Raw genomic sequence first — 19,344 nt, forward strand, 5'->3', positions numbered from 1 at the left:
CATGCTCCGTTGTGTAATTCTACAAAAGGTATTCATAAACTATCCTTCTTCTCTGATTGTTTATCTTTTTACACTCCGGTAGCCGTGTTAAAAAAAATGCTACCTTTGTGAACTTGAAATTAATGAACGATCCCGATATATAATTACAGTGATAATCAGCATGAAACAAACGAGTATAATAATCACTTTTCTCTCTATACTTCTATTGACAGCCTGTGTAAACAAGCAGACGGAAGGAAACATAGTAACTGTAACGATCGAACCCCAACGTTATTTTGCGGAGAAGATTGCGGGGGATAAATTCAAGATAAACTGTGTGGTTCCCGCCGGGCAAAGTCCTGAAACATACGATCCTACCCCTCAACAAATGATACAGGTAGGGAAAAGTATCGCTTACCTGCGTATCGGGCCTATCGGTTTCGAACAGGCATGGATGGATAAGATACGTGAGAATAATCCTAAACTGGAAATATTCGATACTTCCGAAGGAATGAAGTTGCTGACCGATACGGAAGAAGACAGCCATGTGCACGATCATGCCGGTCACGATCACGATGCCCATGCCGGAGGGGCCGCTCATCACCATCATCATGGAGGAGTGGATCCGCATATCTGGAGTTCCGTCACCGGTGCTAAAGTCGTAGCCTGGAACACGCTGAATGCTTTTATCGCATTAGATCCCGATAACACGGAATACTTCTGGAAGAATTATAATGAATTAGTGGATCAAATAGACAAAACGGAAACGGAGATCAATCAACTGCTCGATCCGCTGACCGACCGTACTTTTATCATCTATCACCCGGCTTTGACCTATTTTGCCAACGAATTCAACCTGACACAGCTGTGTATAGAAATGGATGGCAAAGAACCTTCGCCGGCCCAACTGAAGATGTTGGTAGAAAATGCCCGGGAGAATAACGCCCGTGTTGTCTTTATCCAACAGGAATTCGATCAAAAAAATGCAGAACTGATAGCCAAGGAGACCGGATGTAAACTGACCGTGATTAATCCGTTGGCTTATGACTGGTCGAAAGAAATGATTCATATTGCAAAAGCATTGGCAGATGGACAAACTCATTGAAATAGATAAAATAACAGCAGCCTACGGGAATAAGGTTGTACTGAAAGATGTCTCCCTGACGGTATGGAAAGACGATTTCCTCGGAATTATCGGGCCTAACGGCGGCGGAAAGACTACTTTATTGAAGGTGATACTCGGATTGCTTCAGCCGGTATCGGGCTCTATCCGTTTTTATCAGGATGGTGTGCCTGTATCTTCTCTCCGCATCGGTTATCTTCCCCAGTTGAATAATATTGACCGGAAGTTTCCAATCTCGGTATGGGAGGTGATTGCATCGGGACTGGCAGCCGAAAAGCCTCGTTTCCGTTCGTATACGGAAGTGCAGAAGCAACGCATCCATGAAGTGATCCGGCAGATGGGACTCGAAGAACTTCATACACGTTCGATCGGTGAGTTGTCGGGCGGACAGCTGCAACGTGTCCTGTTGGGACGTTCGATCGTGTCGCGTCCGCAGTTGTTGATCCTGGACGAGCCGAACTCGTATGTCGACAAGCGGTTCGAGTCGCGCTTCTACAAGCTGCTGGAGGAGATCAATAAGGAGAGTGCGATCATTCTTGTTTCGCACGATATCGGTACCGTTCTGGCAATGGTAAAGAATATAGCCTGCGTAAACGAAACATCGCATTATCATTCCGGCGTGGATGTCACTGAAGAGTGGCTGGGCGAGAAATATGCCTGTCCGATCGAATTGATCGGACACGGTAACCTGCCGCACCGGGTATTGAAAACACACGAACATTAATTCTCTTTTTCCATGTCACACCCACTTTGTTTAATCTCATTGCCGGAAATCGGCGTTATCGTTGGCATTGCAGTAATTCTGTTCGGTTGTAAGGCTGTTTCACAGAACCCTTTTATCAGCCGGGGACAGAAGATTGTCTGGATATTGATTATTGTCGTACTCAACTGGATCGGCTTGTTGTGGTACTATTATACTTATTATATGAAGAATAAAGACTGATATATGAAGATATTGATTACAGGAGCAAGCGGTTTCATCGGCGGTTTTCTGGTGAAGGAAGCGTTGCGCAGAGGATATGAAACCTGGGCTGGTGTGCGTGCTACAAGCAGCCGCGAAAACCTGCAGGATGAACGGATCCGTTTTATCGACCTGAAATATAATGATCAGGAGGCGTTGACAGCCCAACTGACGGACTTTGTCCGTGAATATGGAGCCTGGGATTATGTGATCCATAATGCCGGCCTGACAAAGACGTTGGATAAAAAGAACTTTTTCCGGATCAACGCTGAAAATACGCATCACTTTATAGAGGCATTGGCGGCAGCCGGGTGTAAGCCGAAAAAGTTTCTCTTGATGAGTAGCCTGAGTAGCTACGGGCAGGGAGATGAAAAGACTTTCCGGCCGATCCGTCTGGATGATCCGCAACAACCGGATACGGCATACGGGAAAAGTAAGCTGGCGGCGGAGAACTTTGTGCGCAGCCAGTCTCATTTTCCATACGTGATCCTGCGTCCGACCGGTGTGTATGGCCCAGGGGAGAAAGATTATTTCATGGAGATCAAAAGCGTAAAGTCGGGACTGGATTTTGCTGTAGGTTTCATTCCCCAACGTATCACCTTTATTTATGTAAAAGACCTGGCTACCGTTGCTTTCCTTGCTCTGGAAAATGAAGCGATCCGCAACCGTCATTATTTCGTGGCTGACGGGGATGTGCATACCGACGAGTCGTTTGCCCGGATGATACAGGATATATTAGGAAAGAAACGGGTGCTGCATGCCCGTATTCCGTTAGGATTAGTCAATATTGCCTGCCATTGTTCCGAATGGATCGGCAAGTTACTGAACAAAAGCATGACACTGAACACCGATAAATACATCATCCTGAAACAACGTAACTGGATTTGTGATGTTACGCCGCTTCAGGATGAACTGAACTTTACTCCCGAATATCCCTTACGTAAGGGGCTGGAAGAAAGTATTGAATGGTACCGGAAGGAAGGGTGGCTGTAAATCAGTCTACCTTCTTGACAGAACCTAATCCTGCCTTATCCATTTTGATGGAAGGATTTCCTTTATATTTCACCGTTCCCATCCCGGCTATCTGGGCATTGATCTGGTCTTTTGCATACGTTTCAATCGTTCCTTTTCCTGCTATCTCGCACGATAAGGTCGAGAGTTCATAATCCAGCGCACGCACATTACCGTTTCCTGCTATTTTAAAGTCTGCTTTTTCGCCTGAGCCTTTCAGGTTGAATCTGCCTTGTCCGGCTATCTCCCCTTTAAGTTCCCTGGCATACAGGGCATCGGCATTTACGGTGCTTTTACCGGCTGTGCTTATTTCCATTCGATCGACAGTCACTGTATCTCTTAACTCCAGTATCGTGTTGCCTGCCATGCTGAATTTCACATTCTCGTTTGACGCGAATTTGCCGTTCAGATTAAATACTTCGATTCCGGCCATATCCGCTTTTTTCAATGAAGAAGAGTTAGTGGTAATGGTAAACTCTGTCGAACGGAATCTGATCGACTTTTGGCTACGGTCTTTGGGACGGATAACCAGTTTATTGTCTTTTGTTCCGAACTCAAACAAGTCGTAAATATTTTGATCAACCGTTACTGTCAGAGCGGGAGCAGACTCCTGCTGTGAATAATTAAATATGATTGAAGTGCCTTGTACTTCAATCGCATCGTAATCGGTGATATCGATTGTCTGGGTAATTACGTTTCCGTTGCCTCTGACAGACGGCATAAAGATACATCCCGAAGTGAATAACAGGATGACAGACAGTACAGATAAATAGAGTGTTGTTTTCATATCGTTATATTATTTGACTTCTTCTACGCTGCCTTTTCCAATCACTTTCTGTTGGACGGCAGTCGGGCCTTTGTAACGGATATTTCCTTTACCGACAATATTTGCTTTCAGATTGTTGGTAGGGTGAACTTCCATGGTTCCGTTACCGGTCATTTTACAGCTCAGTTCGGGAACATCTACGCCGAAGGCCATGATCTCGCCGCTGCTAGTGATGCTGTATTCGCCTTCTTTGGCTGTTCCTTTTTTCAGATTGATAGTACCGGAGCCGTTGATGCTGCATTCCAGCTTGTCGGCTTGCAGGTTGTTGACTATCATATTGGCGCTTCCGGATACATTCAGTTCGAGTTTCCCCATTTTAACCAGTTCCTTCAACTGAACCAGGCAGTTCGAGTTTGCCTTGATTTTCAGTTCATCACCTGTAAGTGCGCTGTTGATCATAAAGTTTGCATTTCCAGCCGCTTTTACTTCTTTCAGCCATTTCGAGTTGGTTTTAATAATAAATTTGGTATAATGGTCTACTTTAGCCCCTTTGAAACCAACGGAGAGTTCCCGGTCTTTTATATCTATGTTTACAAATTCATGCAGGTTCTCGTCGACTGTTACCTCGATGTAAGGCTCTGCATTCGATTGTTCGTAGTTGAAGTCGATAACGCCATCAATTTTGATCGCATTGTAATCGTCGATCTTTATTTTCTTAGTGGTAAGAGTACCATTCCCTTTTACATGATCGGCTGCCTGGACTGTAAATAACAGCCCCAATAACATGATGATAGATAATAACCCTTTTGTTCTCATAATTTAATTGTTTAGTATTGCCTTTCCTTAATATAGACGCGACCTGAATGAGGTCGGTTACAAAAATAGGGGTAATTTAATTTATAATTCCTACATTTGCTATATTTTTATTGAGAATAAAGTTATGGAACAGCGTTTATTTGGCTCTGGTAAAGATGATTATTCGAAGGTATATGCCATATACTTCCCGAAATTGGTACGCTTTTCCGAAACTTATCTGCTTTCGAAAGAGGATGCGGAGAATCTTGTGCAGGATATATTTCTTTATTTGTGGGAAAACAAGGAGCAGATTCCTTTCCTGGGAAACATGAATGCTTACCTTTTTACTATGGTGAAAAATCGTTGTATTGACTTCCTGCGTAAACAAACCCGGACAGGAAATAAAAAGCAGCCCTTGTCGGAGTTGGAAGAAAAGGAACTGCAATTTAAGTTATATTCTTTACAGAAGTTTGACGAGAATAACCTTTCTGTAGCGGATATAGATACATTGATCGTACAGGCGGTCGATTCATTGCCCGCCCGCTGTAAAGAAATATTTTTACTCAGCCGGATGGAAGGTTTACGGCATAAAGAAATAGCCGAACGTCTGAATATCTCCGTCAATACAATAGAAAGCCAGATAGCTATTGCTTTGAAAAAACTGAAGGTTGCCTTGAAAGATTATGTACCTCTGTTTATTTTTATTATTTAATATTCTCCTAAGATAATCAACCCTCTTAAGTCTTTCGCAGAAATAAGTGAAAGCTGCCCGAATGTTAAAATCGTATTTTTAACGATTTCTTTTTGGCGGCATTCTTATCTTTTGCGTCATATGAGTAAAGAACATATAATTTTATGAAAGAACAATTCGATAAATATTTTGCTGGTACGCTTACTGATACTGAAAAGCTAAATCTTTTCCGTGAGATAGAACAGGATGCAGTATTGAAAGACGATATGGCGGATATGCAGAATGTTATGGCCTTGTCCGGGCTGATGGATAAAGAAGGCGACCATATACTGGTGACCGAAAAGATCAAAGAATTGGAGCGTCGGACTAATAAAAGAAAGGTATTGCGTATTTCCCGTTCGGTGGTGAAGTATGCGGCTGTGATTCTCTTGCTTTTCTCAACCTGGCTCCTCTCGGAGAAAAACACATTGGATAAACATCGGGATGAAGCGATCTGGATAGAAGCACCCCAGGGACAACGGGTGTATCTGACGTTGGCCGACGGAACAGAGGCTTGGCTCAGTTCACGTACGAAAATGAAAGTGCCGAACCAGTTCAATAATAAAGAAAGAGTGATCGAACTGGATGGAGAAGGCTTCTTTGCCGTAAAGAAAGACGTGAAGCGTCCCTTTATCGTGAAAACCAAACAATATAATGTGCAAGTATTAGGAACTCAGTTCAATGTTTTTGCTTATTCAGAAAGTCCCGACTTTGAAACCGATTTGCTTGAAGGTTCTGTTTATGTATATAATAAGGACAGTAAAGAAAATGGTCTTTACCTGAAACCAGATGAAAAGGTTTCTCTTAAGAACGGAAAACTGCTGAAGCTAGCGTCCAACTTCAAACAGTCCAAGTATCTAAAAAACGGAATCTTTACTTTCGAAGACAAACCATTCGGTGAATTACTGACAAGGCTGGAGCTTTGGTATGATGTGAAATTTAATGTAATGACTCCCGGAGTCAGGAACTATGTTTTTTCGGGGAAGTTCCGTCAGAGCGACGATATTGCCAATATACTGCAAGCGATACAGGAGGTAGGAAAATTTAATTTCCGGATCATTTCGGAAAGTGAGATAGAGATTTATTAACCTTATTTGTAAACACTATAAAAAGAATATTGCCTATGTAAATATCTGTAATGAATAGATAGGACAAAACAGGGGAGTGTTGGTACCACTCCCCCGAAGTAGTCAATACTATCATCTTAGCGTTGTAACCTAAAAAAAGTATTAACATTATTATTCAGCAAAGTTATGAAAAAAAACTTGTTGCAGACATGCTATTATGCTATAAGAGAACTTAAATCAAGAAAAATAGTTCGCATTATGAAATTATCAACCTTTTTCTTCTTCCTGCTTATTATGCAGTTGCATGCCGAAAGCGTTCAATCGCAGACGGCGAATGTAGCTCTTAACAAAGAAGCACTTACGTTGAATGAATTGATATCGGAGATAGAATCGCAAACCGATTATCTGTTTATCTATAGTAAAAGCGATATCAATGTGAGCCGTCGTGTAAAGATCAACACACGCAGTCGCCAGGTATCTGATATCCTGAACGATATTTTTACGGACAGTGATATTACCTATAAGTTTGCCAACAACTATATTTCGTTGCGCAAAACGAATGAGGGAGCAGTTTTCGGTAATCCAGAACCGGCACAAGCAAAGAAAATAACCGTAACCGGTAAAGTGCTCGATTCCTTTGGTGATCCTATTATCGGAGCCAATATTGTGGAAGACAAAACCACAAACGGAACGGTGTCTGATATCGATGGAAACTTCTCGCTGAGCATTCCCGAGAATAGTGTTTTGGCCGTTTCTTATATCGGATATATCGAACAAAAGATTCCCGTAAAGAATAGCACATCCTTTACCATCAAACTGAATGAAGACTTGCAGAAGCTGGATGAAGTGGTCGTTGTCGGTTACGGTAGCATGAAAAAGAGCGACTTGACAGGATCGGTCGTTTCATTGAAGGCGGAAGAGATCAATTCGCCTAATAACTCCAGTCTGGTACAGATGATGCAGGGACGTGCTGCCGGTGTTGTTATTACACAGAATAGTACACAGCCGGGTGGTGCTGCCGATGTCCGTATTCGTGGTTTATCCTCTGTAAATGCAAGTAAGACTCCGTTGTATGTGGTAGACGGTTTCCCTGTGGATAATACAAACTTCTATCCGGGTTCGGGCGACGTATTCGACGGACCGAAGAAAGATCCGCTGAATAGTATCAACCCTTCGGACATCGAGAGCATGGAAGTGTTGAAAGATGCTTCGGCTACTGCAATCTACGGATCGCGTGCAGCCAATGGAGTTATCCTTATTACCACTAAACAAGGTAAGGAAGGCAAAGCGAAAGTGACTTTGAATTCTTCTTTCGGTATCCAGACAATTGCCAAGCGTTTCGATTTCCTGAATGGTTCCGAGTTTGGCAAAGTAACGAACGAAATGTTCGGGCTCTATAACAAGAACCCGTATTATACTGATGCGGAGGTCGCTTCTTTCGGTAAAGGAACAGACTGGTTTGATGAAGTGACTCATGCAGGTATGGTAACCAACCATGATCTTTCCTTGCAAGGCGGTACGGCTTCAACCAAATATATGGTGTCGGCAAGTTATCATCTGAATAATGGTATTGTAAAGGAAAGTTCGTTCGAACGTTACAGCTTTCGTGTAAACCTGGAACAGAAGATATCGTCTGTATTCAGTGTGAATGTTTCCAGTTTTATGAGTAATACATCGGATAAGAACGTAGCGGTAGGAACCCGTGCCGAAGATACAGGTGTATTGTCTGGAGCTTATACATTCCCTTCCAATGTTCCGGTTCGCGACGAGAATGGCAAGTTCTCCAAGAATCCGCGTTATGCCTTGTTGCCTAATCCGGTATCTTTGTTGGATATCGACGATAAGACCCGTTCGAAAAGATCAATGTTGAATGGATCTTTGAATATCACTCCTACCGATTATCTGTTTATTAAATTACAAGCCGGTACCGATATGCAGGACTCCAAACGTGAATACTATAATCCCAAGACAACCCGTAACGGTGCGGATGCCAATGGTATTGCATCGGTAACGACCACTCAGGGACGCAGTAATCTGTTTGAAGGAACGGTAACATTCAAAAAAGAGTTCAATAAAGTACATAAGCTGGATGTCATGGCAGGCTATACTTATCAGGATTTCACTTATGAAGAACTGACAGCTAAGGTGTCGAACTTCTTTACCGATTATTTCGGTTATAACAATATCGGTATCGGTGAGACATATAGTGCGCCGGGAACGACAAAAAGAATGAATAAACTCTTATCCGGTATCGCGCGTGTGAATTATAATTACGCGGACCGTTATTTAGTGACTGCAACATTCAGAGCGGACGGTTCTTCTAAATTCGATAAAGAACACCGTTTCGGATACTTCCCTTCTTTCTCTGCCGCATGGCGTATCTCGAATGAAGAGTTTATGAAAGAGCTGACTTCTTTGTCGAACATGAAACTGCGCCTCGGTTATGGTGAAACCGGTAACCAGGATATCGGTAATAATAGTTATCAGAATCTGTTGAAAAAAGGATATGAATATGTATTCGGCAATTCACCCGTTACGACTATTATTCCGGGGAATGCCGGCAATCCGCTGTTGATGTGGGAAACTGCCAAGCAGTTCAATGTCGGTCTGGATATGGGCTTCTTCAATAATCGTGTATCGGGGACTCTTGAATATTATCAGATTAATACGGATAATCTGTTACTGCAATTTTCGACTCCGGCTTATTCCGGTTATACATCACAATGGAGAAATGCAGGTGAGATCGTAAATCGAGGGGTTGAGTTTACTTTGAATACCACCAATATTCTGACACGTGACTTCCAGTGGGAAACTTTATTGACTGTTTCTCATAACAAGAATAAATGGAAAGACCGTGCAGGACTTCCTAAACCCTATATCGGAGCATCCGAAGATGATCCTGTAAATGCAATCTATGGTTATACTTACGATGGGATCTGGCAGGAGGGCGACGATATCAAGAATAGTGCGCAGCCGAACTCCGTACCTGGGAATATACGTTTCAAGGATATCGGCGGACGTGATGCCGACGGTAATTTTGTAGCAGGACCGGATGGAAAGATCAATGATGCGGATATAAGTTATCTGGGAACACCGGACCCGAAAGTGGAACTGGGCTTTGGTAACGACCTTACTTATAAAAACTGGAACCTGAATATCTTCTTTAACGCTCGTCTGGGTGGAAAGAAATATAACCAGTTCCGTGCTTATTACGAAAATCCGGTGAGAGTATATGAAGGTTTCAATGCATTCAGCAGCGTGATGGATCGTTGGAGTCCGACAAATACCGGTAGTCAGATCCATTCGGGAGCAGCCAACCCTTACGGAGGAGATATCAACACGTTCTATGTAGAAGATGCATCGTTCTTAAGACTGAAGTCTGTCAGGCTGACTTACAATACAAAGATACAGTCTTTCCCTCTTAGCGTATACGTGGATGCTCAGAACCTGTTTACCATAACAGGGTATTCAGGTTATGACCCCGAGATTGGTGGCACGAACGATTATAATACATATCCTGCTTGCCGTACATTCCTTGCAGGTTTAAGAATCAGTTTTTAAAAAGTTACAATTATGAAGACACTCAAAATATATTTGCTGGCAGGTTTATCTTGCTTACTTTCATCCTGTCTGGACACACAGTTGTATAATGAGATTGCCGTTGGCGATTTTTTCAACACAGAGTCGGATGCACGGGCCTATCTGAATGGTGTGTATGGCGGTTTTCGCGACAGAAGCGCCCGTAACTATATTCCGGCAGGCGAATATGCCTTCCAGATGCTGAACGAGATCGCAGCCGATGGCTTGATCTTTGGGCCGGGAGCGCAAAGTGGAAAAGGCAGTCAGTATGAGATGGCCGAATGGGGAGTAGACTTTTATGTAACATCTTCTCTCTGGAATGATTTGTATCTGGCTATTGTCCGTGCTAATATCGGTATCGATAATCTGGGAAAAGTACAGACCAACGATACTAAACTGGTGGAACAGTTTGTGGCTGAGGCACGTGTGGCAAGAGCTTGGTTCTATGCAGATTTAACTTATCTGTATGGGGATGTCCCTTTTATTACGGATTCCAAGTTTGATATCTCTTCCAAGCCGAAACGTGAGTCGAAAGATAAAATCATCGAGTTCTGTATATCAGAGATTCTGGCTTCTATCGACAAATTACCGGAAAGCTATCCGGCTGAAGACTACGGTCGTTTTACGAAAGCTGCAGCACAGGCCAAGCTCTGTAAAATATATCTGGAAGCGAAAATGTGGAAAGAATGTGCCGATATGGCAAACGAGATCATTAATAATTCGCCTCATAAGCTGGTATCGGACTGGGGAAAATTGTGGGGAGTAGCCAATGAAAAGAATATAGAAACTATTTTCTCAATTCCTTGTCTGCCTCCTCGTTATCAGCATTCGGCTTATGCCGCGCATTTCCACCCGGCTGACTTCCTGATCGAAGGTGGCGGCTCTATCGGTTGGGATTATTATCGTTGTACCTGGGATTTTTATAATACATTCGACCCGGCCGACAAACGTAGGGCAGATATGCTGACTTCTTATGTTAGTGTGGAAAAGGATGCAGACGGAAAGAATATCACAAAAGTGGTTGGTCACGGTGGTGGTGAAGGTCCGATTCCTAATAAGTTCCCGCTCGACCCGGCTCATATCGGCTGGACAGAAGGTACCGATGTCGTTTTGATCCGTTTGGCGGATATTATCCTGGCCCGTGCAGAGGCATTGAATGAACTGAACGGTCCGACGCAGGCCTCTATCGACCTGATTAACCAGATCCGCATACGGGCATTCGGTGATGATTCTCACAACCTTAAACTGGGCGATTACAGTACGAAGGAGGCTTTGCGTGCTGCCATTCTGCAAGAAAGAGGTTGGGAGTTGTTCCTGGAAGGATACCGTCGTCTCGACTTGATCAGACAGGGTGTCTATGTCGATGCAATGAAAAAGAAAGGTTCTACGTATGTTTCCAACAGTCAGTTATTGTTGCCGATACCGACAAGTGAAATCAACCTGAACCCGAACTTAACGCAGAACGATTATTGATAAATAGGATTTAAGGTAAAAAGGGAAGGGAGCAACCGGATAAAAGATAGGATTAGTATATCTTCCGGTTGCTTTTTTCGTTTACTTTGAATTCCATAATATAGAATAGTTATGATAATAAGATTAAAAATAATACTTCTCAGTAGCCTCTTTTTCTCCATGGGTGTTTACGGGCAATCGAACGGATGGACGCTACCAACTCCGGATAGTGGGAAGTTGCCGACCGCCCTGATTCCTTATCCGGATGAAGTGATCCGGCAGGAGGGGAGTTTTCGTTTTGTGACTCTCAAAGCAGATGAAGCTTCATTGAATAAGATAAAGGATGATAAGCAGATCGGTAAAGAAGTCGACGATGTCTGTATGTTCTGGAATATGCCGGAACAGTCGGCCGATGTATGCCACATTTATTTTGAGCAGTTGCCTGTACAACAGGATGTAAAACAGAAAGAGGCCTATCGTCTGGTTGTATCGGACAACAGTGTCCGGATCTCGGCTAATAGCTTTGCCGGTTTTTTCAATGCCCTGCAAACCCTACGGCAGTTGATCCGAGAGACTTCCGATAGCTACGAACTACCTCATTGTCTCATTAACGATGCCCCGGCATTCTCTGTACGGGGAATTATGTTGGATGTGGGACGCAATTATGCGGCGACTCCGTTTATAAAAGAGATAATGAGGAAGTTATCGTATTATAAGATAAATCTCTTACACCTGCATCTGACGGATAATCCGGGATGGCGGATAGAAGTAAAGTGTATGCCGGAACTAACGGCGCCGTCCTCTTTCTGGAAAACCCGTCAGCCTGGTAAATATTATACACAGGAAGAACTTATATCATTGGAAGATTATTGTTCTACACTGAATATGCGGGTTGTTCCGGAAGTGGATATGCCAGGGCACAGCGATTATTTCGAGAAAGCAACCGGCCTGAAACTCCAGACACCCGAGGGAATGGCAGTTATGCAAAAGGCGCTGGATGAAGTGATCCCTCTGTTTAAAGACTCTTTCTTTCATATCGGTTCGGATGAGGTCCGTTTTGAGATGGATAGTTTTATGCCGGAAATGATAAAATACTTCCGCAGCAAGGGAAAAGAAGTCATTACCTGGTATCCGGGTTATTCACCTGATACGAATGCCATCCGAATGTGCTGGGGAGAAAATGAAGCCGGACATCCTATCGATAAGTCGGCACGGTATATCGACAGTAACGGTTTCTATATGGATTATATGGATTCGCAGGGTGGTATGTTGCAGACTTTCTTCCAGCAACCTTGTGAAGTGCCTGTTGGTAATGAGAATGCGCTTGGCAGCATCATGTGTGTTTGGACAGACGGTGCACTGAGTTCTGAGCAACGTTTACTGGAACAGTATCCTTTCTATCCTTGTGCGATTACCTATGCAGAACGTGTCTGGCGGGGAAGCAGAGAGAAAAGACGTGACCTGATGGCACAGGTCCCGACCAAAGGAACGCCGGAATGGATGGCTTTTGCCGAATTTGAGGACCGCCTGGTTTATCACCGGGATCACTATTTCGAGCATATCCCGTTTGCTTATGTGAAACAAGCGGATATAAAGTGGCGGATGATCGGTCCTTTCGATCATAAAGGAAAAAATGATACTTCTTTTGAGCCGGAAAAGATAATAAAGAAAGAATATATGGTGAATGATACTTTGTTCAGGTGGAAATCTTCGCCTGTCTATGGTGGTGAGGTGCAGATCCGTAACCTTTATGCCATGTTCAATGCGCATCAGGGTAAATACCGGCTGGACCATTGGCCCACAGCCATGTCGTCTGCTGTCGGCAAAGATGGCGGAACCTGTTATGCACTGACCTACATCAAAAGCCCGAAAGACCAGGATGTTTATCTGATGTTTGGCTTGAACGGGATGTGGGGACACTCCGGTGGATACCGTACGGCCAGAGCTCCGGAGCAAGGAAGCTGGGACTTTAGCGGGGGAGATATCTGGTTGAACGATGAGCGGGTGAGTCCGCCTCACTGGCCGTTCGAAAGTCTCCCCTGGACCGGCTGGGGGCAGGGACGCATAGAAACCCCGTTAACGGAAGAAGGATATTTCTATCGCCCTCCTGTAAAGATAAAACTAATGAAAGGATTGAATAAGGTGCTTATCCGGAGTGTGTTCGGTTTCTGGAAAGGTGATGACGGCCAACGGAAATGGCAGTTTTGTTGTATTCCCGTCCAGTGGGACGGCATGCATTATAAGGAAGTGGATGGCTTGGAATATGTCGATTGGATAGAATAAAAGCATAAAAGAACCCGGAATTGTCTTTTCATCAAATGCCTTTACGAAAAGCAATTCCGGGTTTACAATAACTCTCCCTATATTGTATTAGTTCACATGATCGATATCGCTTGAGCCGCTCGAGCTCTTTTTCACTTCAGGATTGCCTTTGTATTTGATGTCGCTGCTACCGGATGCGGAAGCATTCAGTTTTTCGGTCACGTTCGTCAGTATATCAGAACTGCCGCTGGCGGAGCAATTCAGGCGTTTCACAACGAAATCGTACGATTTGATATCGCTGCTGCCACTGCAATGATATTCGCCGTCATTGGCTTTTCCGGACATTTTGATATCGCTTGAGCCGGAAGAACGGCATTCTATCTTGTCGCATTCAAGGTTACTGGCTTTGACGTCGCTTGCTCCACTCAGGCTTATTTTACACAGGTTGGATATGCGGACAGAGTTTTCCAGGTATACGTCGCTTGCTCCGGATGCATTTATTTCCAGGTTATCTCCGGTTAGTTTGCTTTGCAGGAAGAAATCCATGCCTCCGGAAATACCCAATTTTCTTAGTTCTTTGGAGTGGCTGTTGATTTCCAACTGTGTCGGATTGATTTGAGTCCCCATTCCTGTGCCAATAGTCAGAACGTTTCCGTCGGACTTGATATTCAGTAGTGGAAGCAGGTTTTCATCTATTGTGATATTTAAACTTGCACTTCCTGATTGCTGGGTGTAGTTGAAACGGGGCGATTTGTTTTTCTTTGTGAAAGACATGTTGCCACTTTCGATGCCCTGGCCTACTTTGATCTCGTTATAATCGGATACCTGGATTTCCTTGGTGATGATATTTCCGTTTCCTTTAACCTTCTTTGCATGACAAGATATGGTGCTGAAAGTCATTAATCCGATGAATGCTAATGCTATTGCTTTCATAATATTTATACTTTTATGTTTGTTTGTTTATCTTTTAGTTCGCTTTTTTCAGTTTGCCCGATCCGATGATACTTTTACTGGTAGTCGGATCTCCTTTGTAATAGACACTCCCGCTTCCTACGATATTTGCTTCCAGACGGTCTTTGGCATAAGCCTGGATATTACCACTGCCGGCAATATTACATTCTACTTTACCTGACAGGCAATCGTAGGCTTTAATGTTTCCGCTTGCGGCAAGATTATACTCTGCTTGTTCGGCTTTTCCTCCTATCTGTATGAAACCACTGCCTGCCAGGCTACATTCAATTCCATTCAAGCTGATGTCGGATGCGACGATGCTGCCTGAGCTGGCCAGATTGATTTCCATTTTATTTCCTGTCACTTTCTTTTTCAGGAGAATGTTTCCACTGCCTGCCATATTGATTTCCAGTTTGCTTATATTGAGTGGACTGGAAATAATGAAATCACCAGAGGATACAACGTTTAGTTCCCTTATTTCACGCGAATTGGTTACCACCTTGAATGTCGTTGGATTCAGGTTGTAAGTATTACCGTTGCGGCTGTTTTCATTTATTCTTTTGGGGCTGACTTTTAGTTCTTTGCCGTCAACTTTTATCTCCAGTAGTTCATAGAGATTTTCATCGATCATGACTTTCAGATAGGGAGCGGCATCCGACTGTTCATAGACAAACTCCATGACACCTACTGTCGATATTTCGTTATAATCGTCGATCGAAACCGTTTTTGTAATCACATTCCCGTTTCCATCTACTGTTTTTTCAGTAATGGCAGATCCCGTCAGTGCGGTCAGTAAGCAGGCGATAAGAAGAAGTACTTTTGTTTTCATCTGTCTTTATTTTTAGTTTTTTCTTTATAAGACGAACGTAATCCGGTTTCGGTTGCATATCTGAAGAACTTTTTTTGAAAATAATAAAAAAAGAAAACCGCAACCCGTATTTACAACGGATGCGGTCTCTTTGCTTCCCAACGAAGCAATCTCACGATTCCTCCTTTGCAAAGACTTGTTAACCTTAGATCTAAAATACTATGAAAAAAACTCGATGCAAATATAAGAGGAAATATATTATATGCAATATACTATTGTATCAATTTATTGTAAATTTGTCACTTTATGATTCAAATGTTGCATTTTTTGACCGATTTATTCTATGATCCCAAACTTCTCCGGGATGGAATCCATAATGTCGAATAGTTCGGTTACAGTCTCTGCGCGGAGCATGGCAACGCGTGTCGGCTTAAAGTCGGCAATCCCTTTGAAAAGAGGAGTGGCTGCCAGATGACGCCGGATGTGTAAAATACCACGACGTTCGTCAAGACGTTCCACACTTTGCACGACCTGCTGTTTCAGGATATCCAGGTACCAGGTGAATTTCTCGTCGGGTAATGCTGTCCCGTTTGTCAGGTAATGTTTTACTTCGCGGAATATCCAGGGGCGGCCGATACTTCCGCGACCGATCATGACGCCATCCACTCCGTATTGGTCGAAACGCTGCCGGCAGGCTTCGGCAGAGGTGACGTCGCCATTCCCGATGATAGGAATATGCATGCGCGGATTGTTTTTTACCTCGCCGATCAGCGTCCAGTCGGCCTCGCCGGTGTACATCTGTGCACGGGTACGTCCGTGGATAGAGAGGGCGGCAATCCCGCAATCCTGTAATTGTTCGGCCAGGTCGACAATGATTTTATTATCGGCGTCCCATCCCAGGCGGGTTTTTACTGTTACGGGGATGTTGACGGCCTTTACCACTTCGCGCGTTATTTCCAACATAAGCGGAATATTCCGTAACATACCTGCTCCGGCACCTTTGCCTGCCACTTTCTTTACCGGACAGCCGAAATTGATATCGAGAATGTCGGGGCGGGCGGCTTCGCATATCTTTGCTGCTTCCACCATCGCTTCCACTTCTTTACCATATATCTGTATAGCTACCGGTCGTTCATCCTCGGCAACGGTCAGTTTCTCCTGTGTCTTGTTCACGCTGCGGATCAGTGCATCGCTCGATACAAATTCTGTATATACCATGTCTGCACCGAAACGTTTACACATCAAACGGAAAGAGATGTCCGTCACATCTTCCATCGGTGCCAGAAATACCGGATGTTCACCTAAATCTATTGAGCCTATCTTCATACCTTCTTATTATTGGTCACAAAAGTACTGCTTTTCTATTAAGTTTCATGAAAGAATGGTGTTCAATCTCCTGTCTACTACGAATTATAGTAGATTAACTATATGTTGTAGTTGTATTACTGGAAAATATAGTTATATTTGGGCATTCCTTTATTAAAACGACAGATTATGATACGGTTAACTGCAAAAGAAGAAGAAATATTAGGTTACTTTTGGGCGAAAGGACCTTTGTTTGTCCGTGAATTGCTCGACTTACAGGAAGAGCCCAAACCGCATTACAATACCCTTTCGACTATTGTCCGTACTTTGGAGGAGAAAGGATATATCGGTTTCAAGGCCTTTGGAAATACCCATCAGTATTATGCTTTGGTCTCGGAAGACGAATACAGGAAAAAGACACTGAAGCAGGTGGTCGATAAATATTTCGACAACTCTTACACTCGCGTGGTCTCTACATTGATAGAGGAAGAGGCTTTGACGCTCGATGAACTGCAGGAATTGATACAACAGATCAAGAATAAGTAAAAACGTTTACTATGGGAGCTTTACTTCTGTACATATTGAAATCTACCATCTGCCTGACCTTGTTTTACCTCGGGTTCAAGGCCTTGCTCAGTAATGACACCTTTTTTCGTTTCAACCGGTGGGTGTTGTTGGGCGGAATAGTGGTCTGTATGTTGCTGCCTTTTGTAAAGCTCGAAACATCAAAGCCTCTGTTTATCCAGCAACCGATTATCGGATTGGAAAAGCTCATCGCCGGAAATGTTCCGCTAGTTGAAACATCTTTCCCTGAAGGCTATGGTGAAGAATGGGTTATTCCCGCTGAGAAACCGGCTTATACAATAGACTGGGGACAGTTGATCGGTCTTTCTTATCTTCTGGGCTGTGCCGTCTGCCTGTTGATAACCCTGGTCTCTTTCCGTAATATGCTGGAAATTACCCGCCAGGGACATAAAACGAAATGTGGAAACTACACGCTGATCTTGCTTCCTTCTCCTGTTTCCCCGTTCAGTTGGGGGAGATATATTATTCTTTCTGAAGAAGATTATATGAAGTATCCGGACGAAATACTGACACATGAGAAGATGCACCTTCAATATCGTCATTCCATCGATCTGATCTTTATGGAGATCATTCTTTTGCTTCACTGGTTTAATCCGGCTGTCTGGTTACTGAAAAGGGAATTGAAGGAAATACACGAATACCAGGCCGATAAAGGCGTGCTCAATCAAGGCATCGATGCAACTAAATATCAACTATTGCTCGTGAAAAAAGCTGTCGGCTCCAGCCTCTACACTCTTGCCAACAGCTTCAATCACAGTAAAATTAAAAAACGTATTACTATGATGTTAAAAGGTAAATCAAAGAATTGGGCCCGGTTGAAGCTATTGCTCCTGGTTCCTGTGGGACTTATCGTCCTCAATGCTTTTGCCCGCCCGGAAGTGAACCGGCAGTTGGAAACGCTTATCCAAAGCAAAGATAAGGAAACTCCTCCGAACGAACAGCAGGATGTGAGGGAATTCTTTCGGGCAGAACTGGATAAGTACATAAGTGAAAAAGAGAATGTGCAGAACCCTTCACAAGAGTACATGTCTCGTTTCCTGAATGAAAAGACAGACAGGCAGGATTTGTTTGTTAACTCATTGGGACAGATACTTCTGAATAATAAGTATGCTACTGTCGATAATCTGTCTGAGAAATTGACGAATATATTTGCTTCTGCGAAAGATAAGCCGATAGCATTTTATTCTTACATTGATGCAGGAGCTCCTCCGATAGCAGCGGCTAATATCCTGAAAGTGGTGAAAGACGGTTTTATGCAGCAACAAGCAAAGGCGGGAGTAGAAAACGTTCCTATCCTTTTCTACATTGGAGATCCTAAAAACTTTAAAAGAGACCTGAGAGAACAGACAATGATTGTTGCTTATTATACTGTAAACGGAAAGAAGATATTCTTTGACGAATACGTAAAGTTGAGAAACCGTGCCGTCCGTAGTGCCGTGCGTAAAGCGGATCTGGCAGATGCAAAAGGCGAAGTAGTGGAATTATTCACCTATTATAAAAATACGGATGGCGAAATCATCCCTTCACCTCCTTTCTATTATGAGTTATCTTCTGAAGAAGGCAATACGGCTTATGCTTTTTCGATTTCCTACTTCAATGAAAGGAAACCTTTGTTATCCTATGATACTTCTGAAAAGAATAAGAGGAATTATATGGTGGTCATAGGTTTGGGAATGATTGATGAGGCTCTGGGAAAAATAGGAAAACATGTGAGGAATATTATAATTCAGCCGGCTCAAAAAAATGTCCCGGTGAGTTATCTCGCTGTCGTAAAGTCTCATCTGGCAACAAAAGGTTATGATAGTATGATTGTGCCGGAGGTATTGGATCGGGCAGGAAAGTAATTCTAGTAAAGATAGTATAAGAGGATATCTTTTTAATGGATATCCTCTTTTTGTTTTAAGCTATTTATTGTCAATCGATTACAGTTTCCTCGTAGTTCCTTGCTTTGGAAACTGCAGTTCCCTCCG

Annotated in this window: 16 protein-coding genes; 11 read left to right on the plus strand and 5 right to left on the minus strand. The window is 43.4% G+C overall.

Going from position 1 to position 19,344, the window contains the following annotated elements; genetic code table 11:
* Nucleotides 1-160 precede the first annotated feature (160 nt).
* From QZ076_RS01395 to QZ076_RS01410, 4 genes are read left to right on the plus strand one after another with little or no spacing between them, the layout of a single operon-like run.
* Nucleotides 161-1,084: a zinc ABC transporter substrate-binding protein gene (locus QZ076_RS01395; RefSeq protein WP_293709616.1), complete on the plus strand. Its 924-nt coding sequence runs from the start codon at nt 161-163 to the stop codon at nt 1,082-1,084.
* A complete protein-coding gene (locus tag QZ076_RS01400) occupies nt 1,068-1,826 on the plus strand; it encodes an ABC transporter ATP-binding protein (protein ID WP_293709618.1) in 759 nt (252 codons plus the stop codon). The genes QZ076_RS01395 and QZ076_RS01400 overlap by 17 nt, the downstream gene beginning before the upstream one ends.
* Before the next feature lie 12 nt (nt 1,827-1,838).
* Nucleotides 1,839-2,045, plus strand: coding sequence for a hypothetical protein (locus QZ076_RS01405; protein ID WP_293709620.1), 207 nt, complete (start codon nt 1,839-1,841; stop codon nt 2,043-2,045).
* Between the two features lie 3 nt (nt 2,046-2,048).
* Entirely contained in the window at nt 2,049-3,056 is a 1,008-nt protein-coding gene (locus QZ076_RS01410; protein WP_293709622.1) for an NAD(P)-dependent oxidoreductase, read from the plus strand.
* A gap of 1 nt (nt 3,057) precedes the next feature.
* On the opposite strand, the gene QZ076_RS01415 is transcribed toward QZ076_RS01410, so the two are convergent.
* Nucleotides 3,058-3,861: a DUF2807 domain-containing protein gene (locus QZ076_RS01415; RefSeq protein WP_293709623.1), complete on the minus strand. Its 804-nt coding sequence runs from the start codon at nt 3,859-3,861 to the stop codon at nt 3,058-3,060.
* Nucleotides 3,862-3,870: 9 nt separating this feature from the next.
* Nucleotides 3,871-4,656 carry a head GIN domain-containing protein gene (locus tag QZ076_RS01420; RefSeq protein ID WP_293709624.1) on the minus strand — a complete coding sequence of 262 codons (786 nt, stop codon included), beginning with the start codon at nt 4,654-4,656 and terminating at the stop codon, nt 3,871-3,873.
* 124 nt (nt 4,657-4,780) lie between these two features.
* Here QZ076_RS01420 and QZ076_RS01425 point away from each other — a divergent pair, with 124 nt between their 5' ends.
* The 5 genes from QZ076_RS01425 to QZ076_RS01445 all read left to right on the plus strand — a co-directional run bounded on the left by QZ076_RS01425 (nt 4,781) and on the right by QZ076_RS01445 (nt 13,746).
* The gene (locus QZ076_RS01425) at nt 4,781-5,347 is read left to right on the plus strand and encodes an RNA polymerase sigma-70 factor (protein WP_293709625.1); all 567 of its coding nucleotides are present in this window, start codon (nt 4,781-4,783) and stop codon (nt 5,345-5,347) included.
* Between the two features lie 143 nt (nt 5,348-5,490).
* Complete coding sequence (locus QZ076_RS01430) at nt 5,491-6,453, plus strand: FecR family protein (protein WP_293709627.1); 963 nt, start codon at nt 5,491-5,493, stop codon at nt 6,451-6,453.
* 237 nt (nt 6,454-6,690) lie between these two features.
* Nucleotides 6,691-9,993: a TonB-dependent receptor gene (locus QZ076_RS01435; protein ID WP_293709629.1), complete on the plus strand. Its 3,303-nt coding sequence runs from the start codon at nt 6,691-6,693 to the stop codon at nt 9,991-9,993.
* A gap of 12 nt (nt 9,994-10,005) precedes the next feature.
* Nucleotides 10,006-11,484: a RagB/SusD family nutrient uptake outer membrane protein gene (locus QZ076_RS01440; protein WP_293709631.1), complete on the plus strand. Its 1,479-nt coding sequence runs from the start codon at nt 10,006-10,008 to the stop codon at nt 11,482-11,484.
* A gap of 111 nt (nt 11,485-11,595) precedes the next feature.
* Complete coding sequence (locus tag QZ076_RS01445; RefSeq protein ID WP_293709633.1) at nt 11,596-13,746, plus strand: family 20 glycosylhydrolase; 2,151 nt, start codon at nt 11,596-11,598, stop codon at nt 13,744-13,746.
* A gap of 87 nt (nt 13,747-13,833) precedes the next feature.
* Here the strand turns inward: QZ076_RS01445 and QZ076_RS01450 are convergent, their stop codons facing one another.
* The 3 genes from QZ076_RS01450 to dusB all read right to left on the minus strand — a co-directional run bounded on the left by QZ076_RS01450 (nt 13,834) and on the right by dusB (nt 16,810).
* Nucleotides 13,834-14,658 carry a head GIN domain-containing protein gene (locus tag QZ076_RS01450; RefSeq protein WP_293709635.1) on the minus strand — a complete coding sequence of 275 codons (825 nt, stop codon included), beginning with the start codon at nt 14,656-14,658 and terminating at the stop codon, nt 13,834-13,836.
* A gap of 34 nt (nt 14,659-14,692) precedes the next feature.
* A complete protein-coding gene (locus QZ076_RS01455; protein ID WP_293709637.1) occupies nt 14,693-15,505 on the minus strand; it encodes a head GIN domain-containing protein in 813 nt (270 codons plus the stop codon).
* Between the two features lie 315 nt (nt 15,506-15,820).
* On the minus strand, nt 15,821-16,810 hold the full coding sequence (gene dusB / locus QZ076_RS01460) for a tRNA dihydrouridine synthase DusB (RefSeq protein WP_293709639.1): 990 nt from the start codon (nt 16,808-16,810) through the stop codon (nt 15,821-15,823).
* A 168-nt stretch (nt 16,811-16,978) separates the two neighbouring features.
* On the opposite strand from dusB, the gene QZ076_RS01465 reads away from it, so the two are divergent.
* The gene (locus QZ076_RS01465; RefSeq protein ID WP_293709641.1) at nt 16,979-17,335 is read left to right on the plus strand and encodes a BlaI/MecI/CopY family transcriptional regulator; all 357 of its coding nucleotides are present in this window, start codon (nt 16,979-16,981) and stop codon (nt 17,333-17,335) included.
* Nucleotides 17,336-17,346: 11 nt separating this feature from the next.
* The gene (locus QZ076_RS01470) at nt 17,347-19,218 is read left to right on the plus strand and encodes a M56 family metallopeptidase (protein WP_293709643.1); all 1,872 of its coding nucleotides are present in this window, start codon (nt 17,347-17,349) and stop codon (nt 19,216-19,218) included.
* Nucleotides 19,219-19,344 lie beyond the last annotated feature (126 nt).

Source organism: uncultured Parabacteroides sp., assembly GCF_905196875.1.
GTDB lineage: Bacteria > Bacteroidota > Bacteroidia > Bacteroidales > Tannerellaceae > Parabacteroides.

What these genes read in the sequence shown, in the direction of transcription:
- QZ076_RS01415 (WP_293709623.1), bottom strand. Translation starts at nt 3,861, where the DNA reads ATGAAAACAACACTCTATTTATCTGTACTGTCTGTCATCCTGTTATTC.
- QZ076_RS01430 (WP_293709627.1), top strand. Translation starts at nt 5,491, where the DNA reads ATGAAAGAACAATTCGATAAATATTTTGCTGGTACGCTTACTGATACT.
- QZ076_RS01450 (WP_293709635.1), bottom strand. Translation starts at nt 14,658, where the DNA reads ATGAAAGCAATAGCATTAGCATTCATCGGATTAATGACTTTCAGCACC.
- QZ076_RS01420 (WP_293709624.1), bottom strand. Translation starts at nt 4,656, where the DNA reads ATGAGAACAAAAGGGTTATTATCTATCATCATGTTATTGGGGCTGTTA.
- QZ076_RS01410 (WP_293709622.1), top strand. Translation starts at nt 2,049, where the DNA reads ATGAAGATATTGATTACAGGAGCAAGCGGTTTCATCGGCGGTTTTCTG.
- dusB (WP_293709639.1), bottom strand. Translation starts at nt 16,810, where the DNA reads ATGAAGATAGGCTCAATAGATTTAGGTGAACATCCGGTATTTCTGGCA.
- QZ076_RS01435 (WP_293709629.1), top strand. Translation starts at nt 6,691, where the DNA reads ATGAAATTATCAACCTTTTTCTTCTTCCTGCTTATTATGCAGTTGCAT.
- QZ076_RS01445 (WP_293709633.1), top strand. Translation starts at nt 11,596, where the DNA reads ATGATAATAAGATTAAAAATAATACTTCTCAGTAGCCTCTTTTTCTCC.
- QZ076_RS01455 (WP_293709637.1), bottom strand. Translation starts at nt 15,505, where the DNA reads ATGAAAACAAAAGTACTTCTTCTTATCGCCTGCTTACTGACCGCACTG.
- QZ076_RS01470 (WP_293709643.1), top strand. Translation starts at nt 17,347, where the DNA reads ATGGGAGCTTTACTTCTGTACATATTGAAATCTACCATCTGCCTGACC.
- QZ076_RS01425 (WP_293709625.1), top strand. Translation starts at nt 4,781, where the DNA reads ATGGAACAGCGTTTATTTGGCTCTGGTAAAGATGATTATTCGAAGGTA.
- QZ076_RS01405 (WP_293709620.1), top strand. Translation starts at nt 1,839, where the DNA reads ATGTCACACCCACTTTGTTTAATCTCATTGCCGGAAATCGGCGTTATC.
- QZ076_RS01395 (WP_293709616.1), top strand. Translation starts at nt 161, where the DNA reads ATGAAACAAACGAGTATAATAATCACTTTTCTCTCTATACTTCTATTG.
- QZ076_RS01440 (WP_293709631.1), top strand. Translation starts at nt 10,006, where the DNA reads ATGAAGACACTCAAAATATATTTGCTGGCAGGTTTATCTTGCTTACTT.
- QZ076_RS01400 (WP_293709618.1), top strand. Translation starts at nt 1,068, where the DNA reads ATGGACAAACTCATTGAAATAGATAAAATAACAGCAGCCTACGGGAAT.
- QZ076_RS01465 (WP_293709641.1), top strand. Translation starts at nt 16,979, where the DNA reads ATGATACGGTTAACTGCAAAAGAAGAAGAAATATTAGGTTACTTTTGG.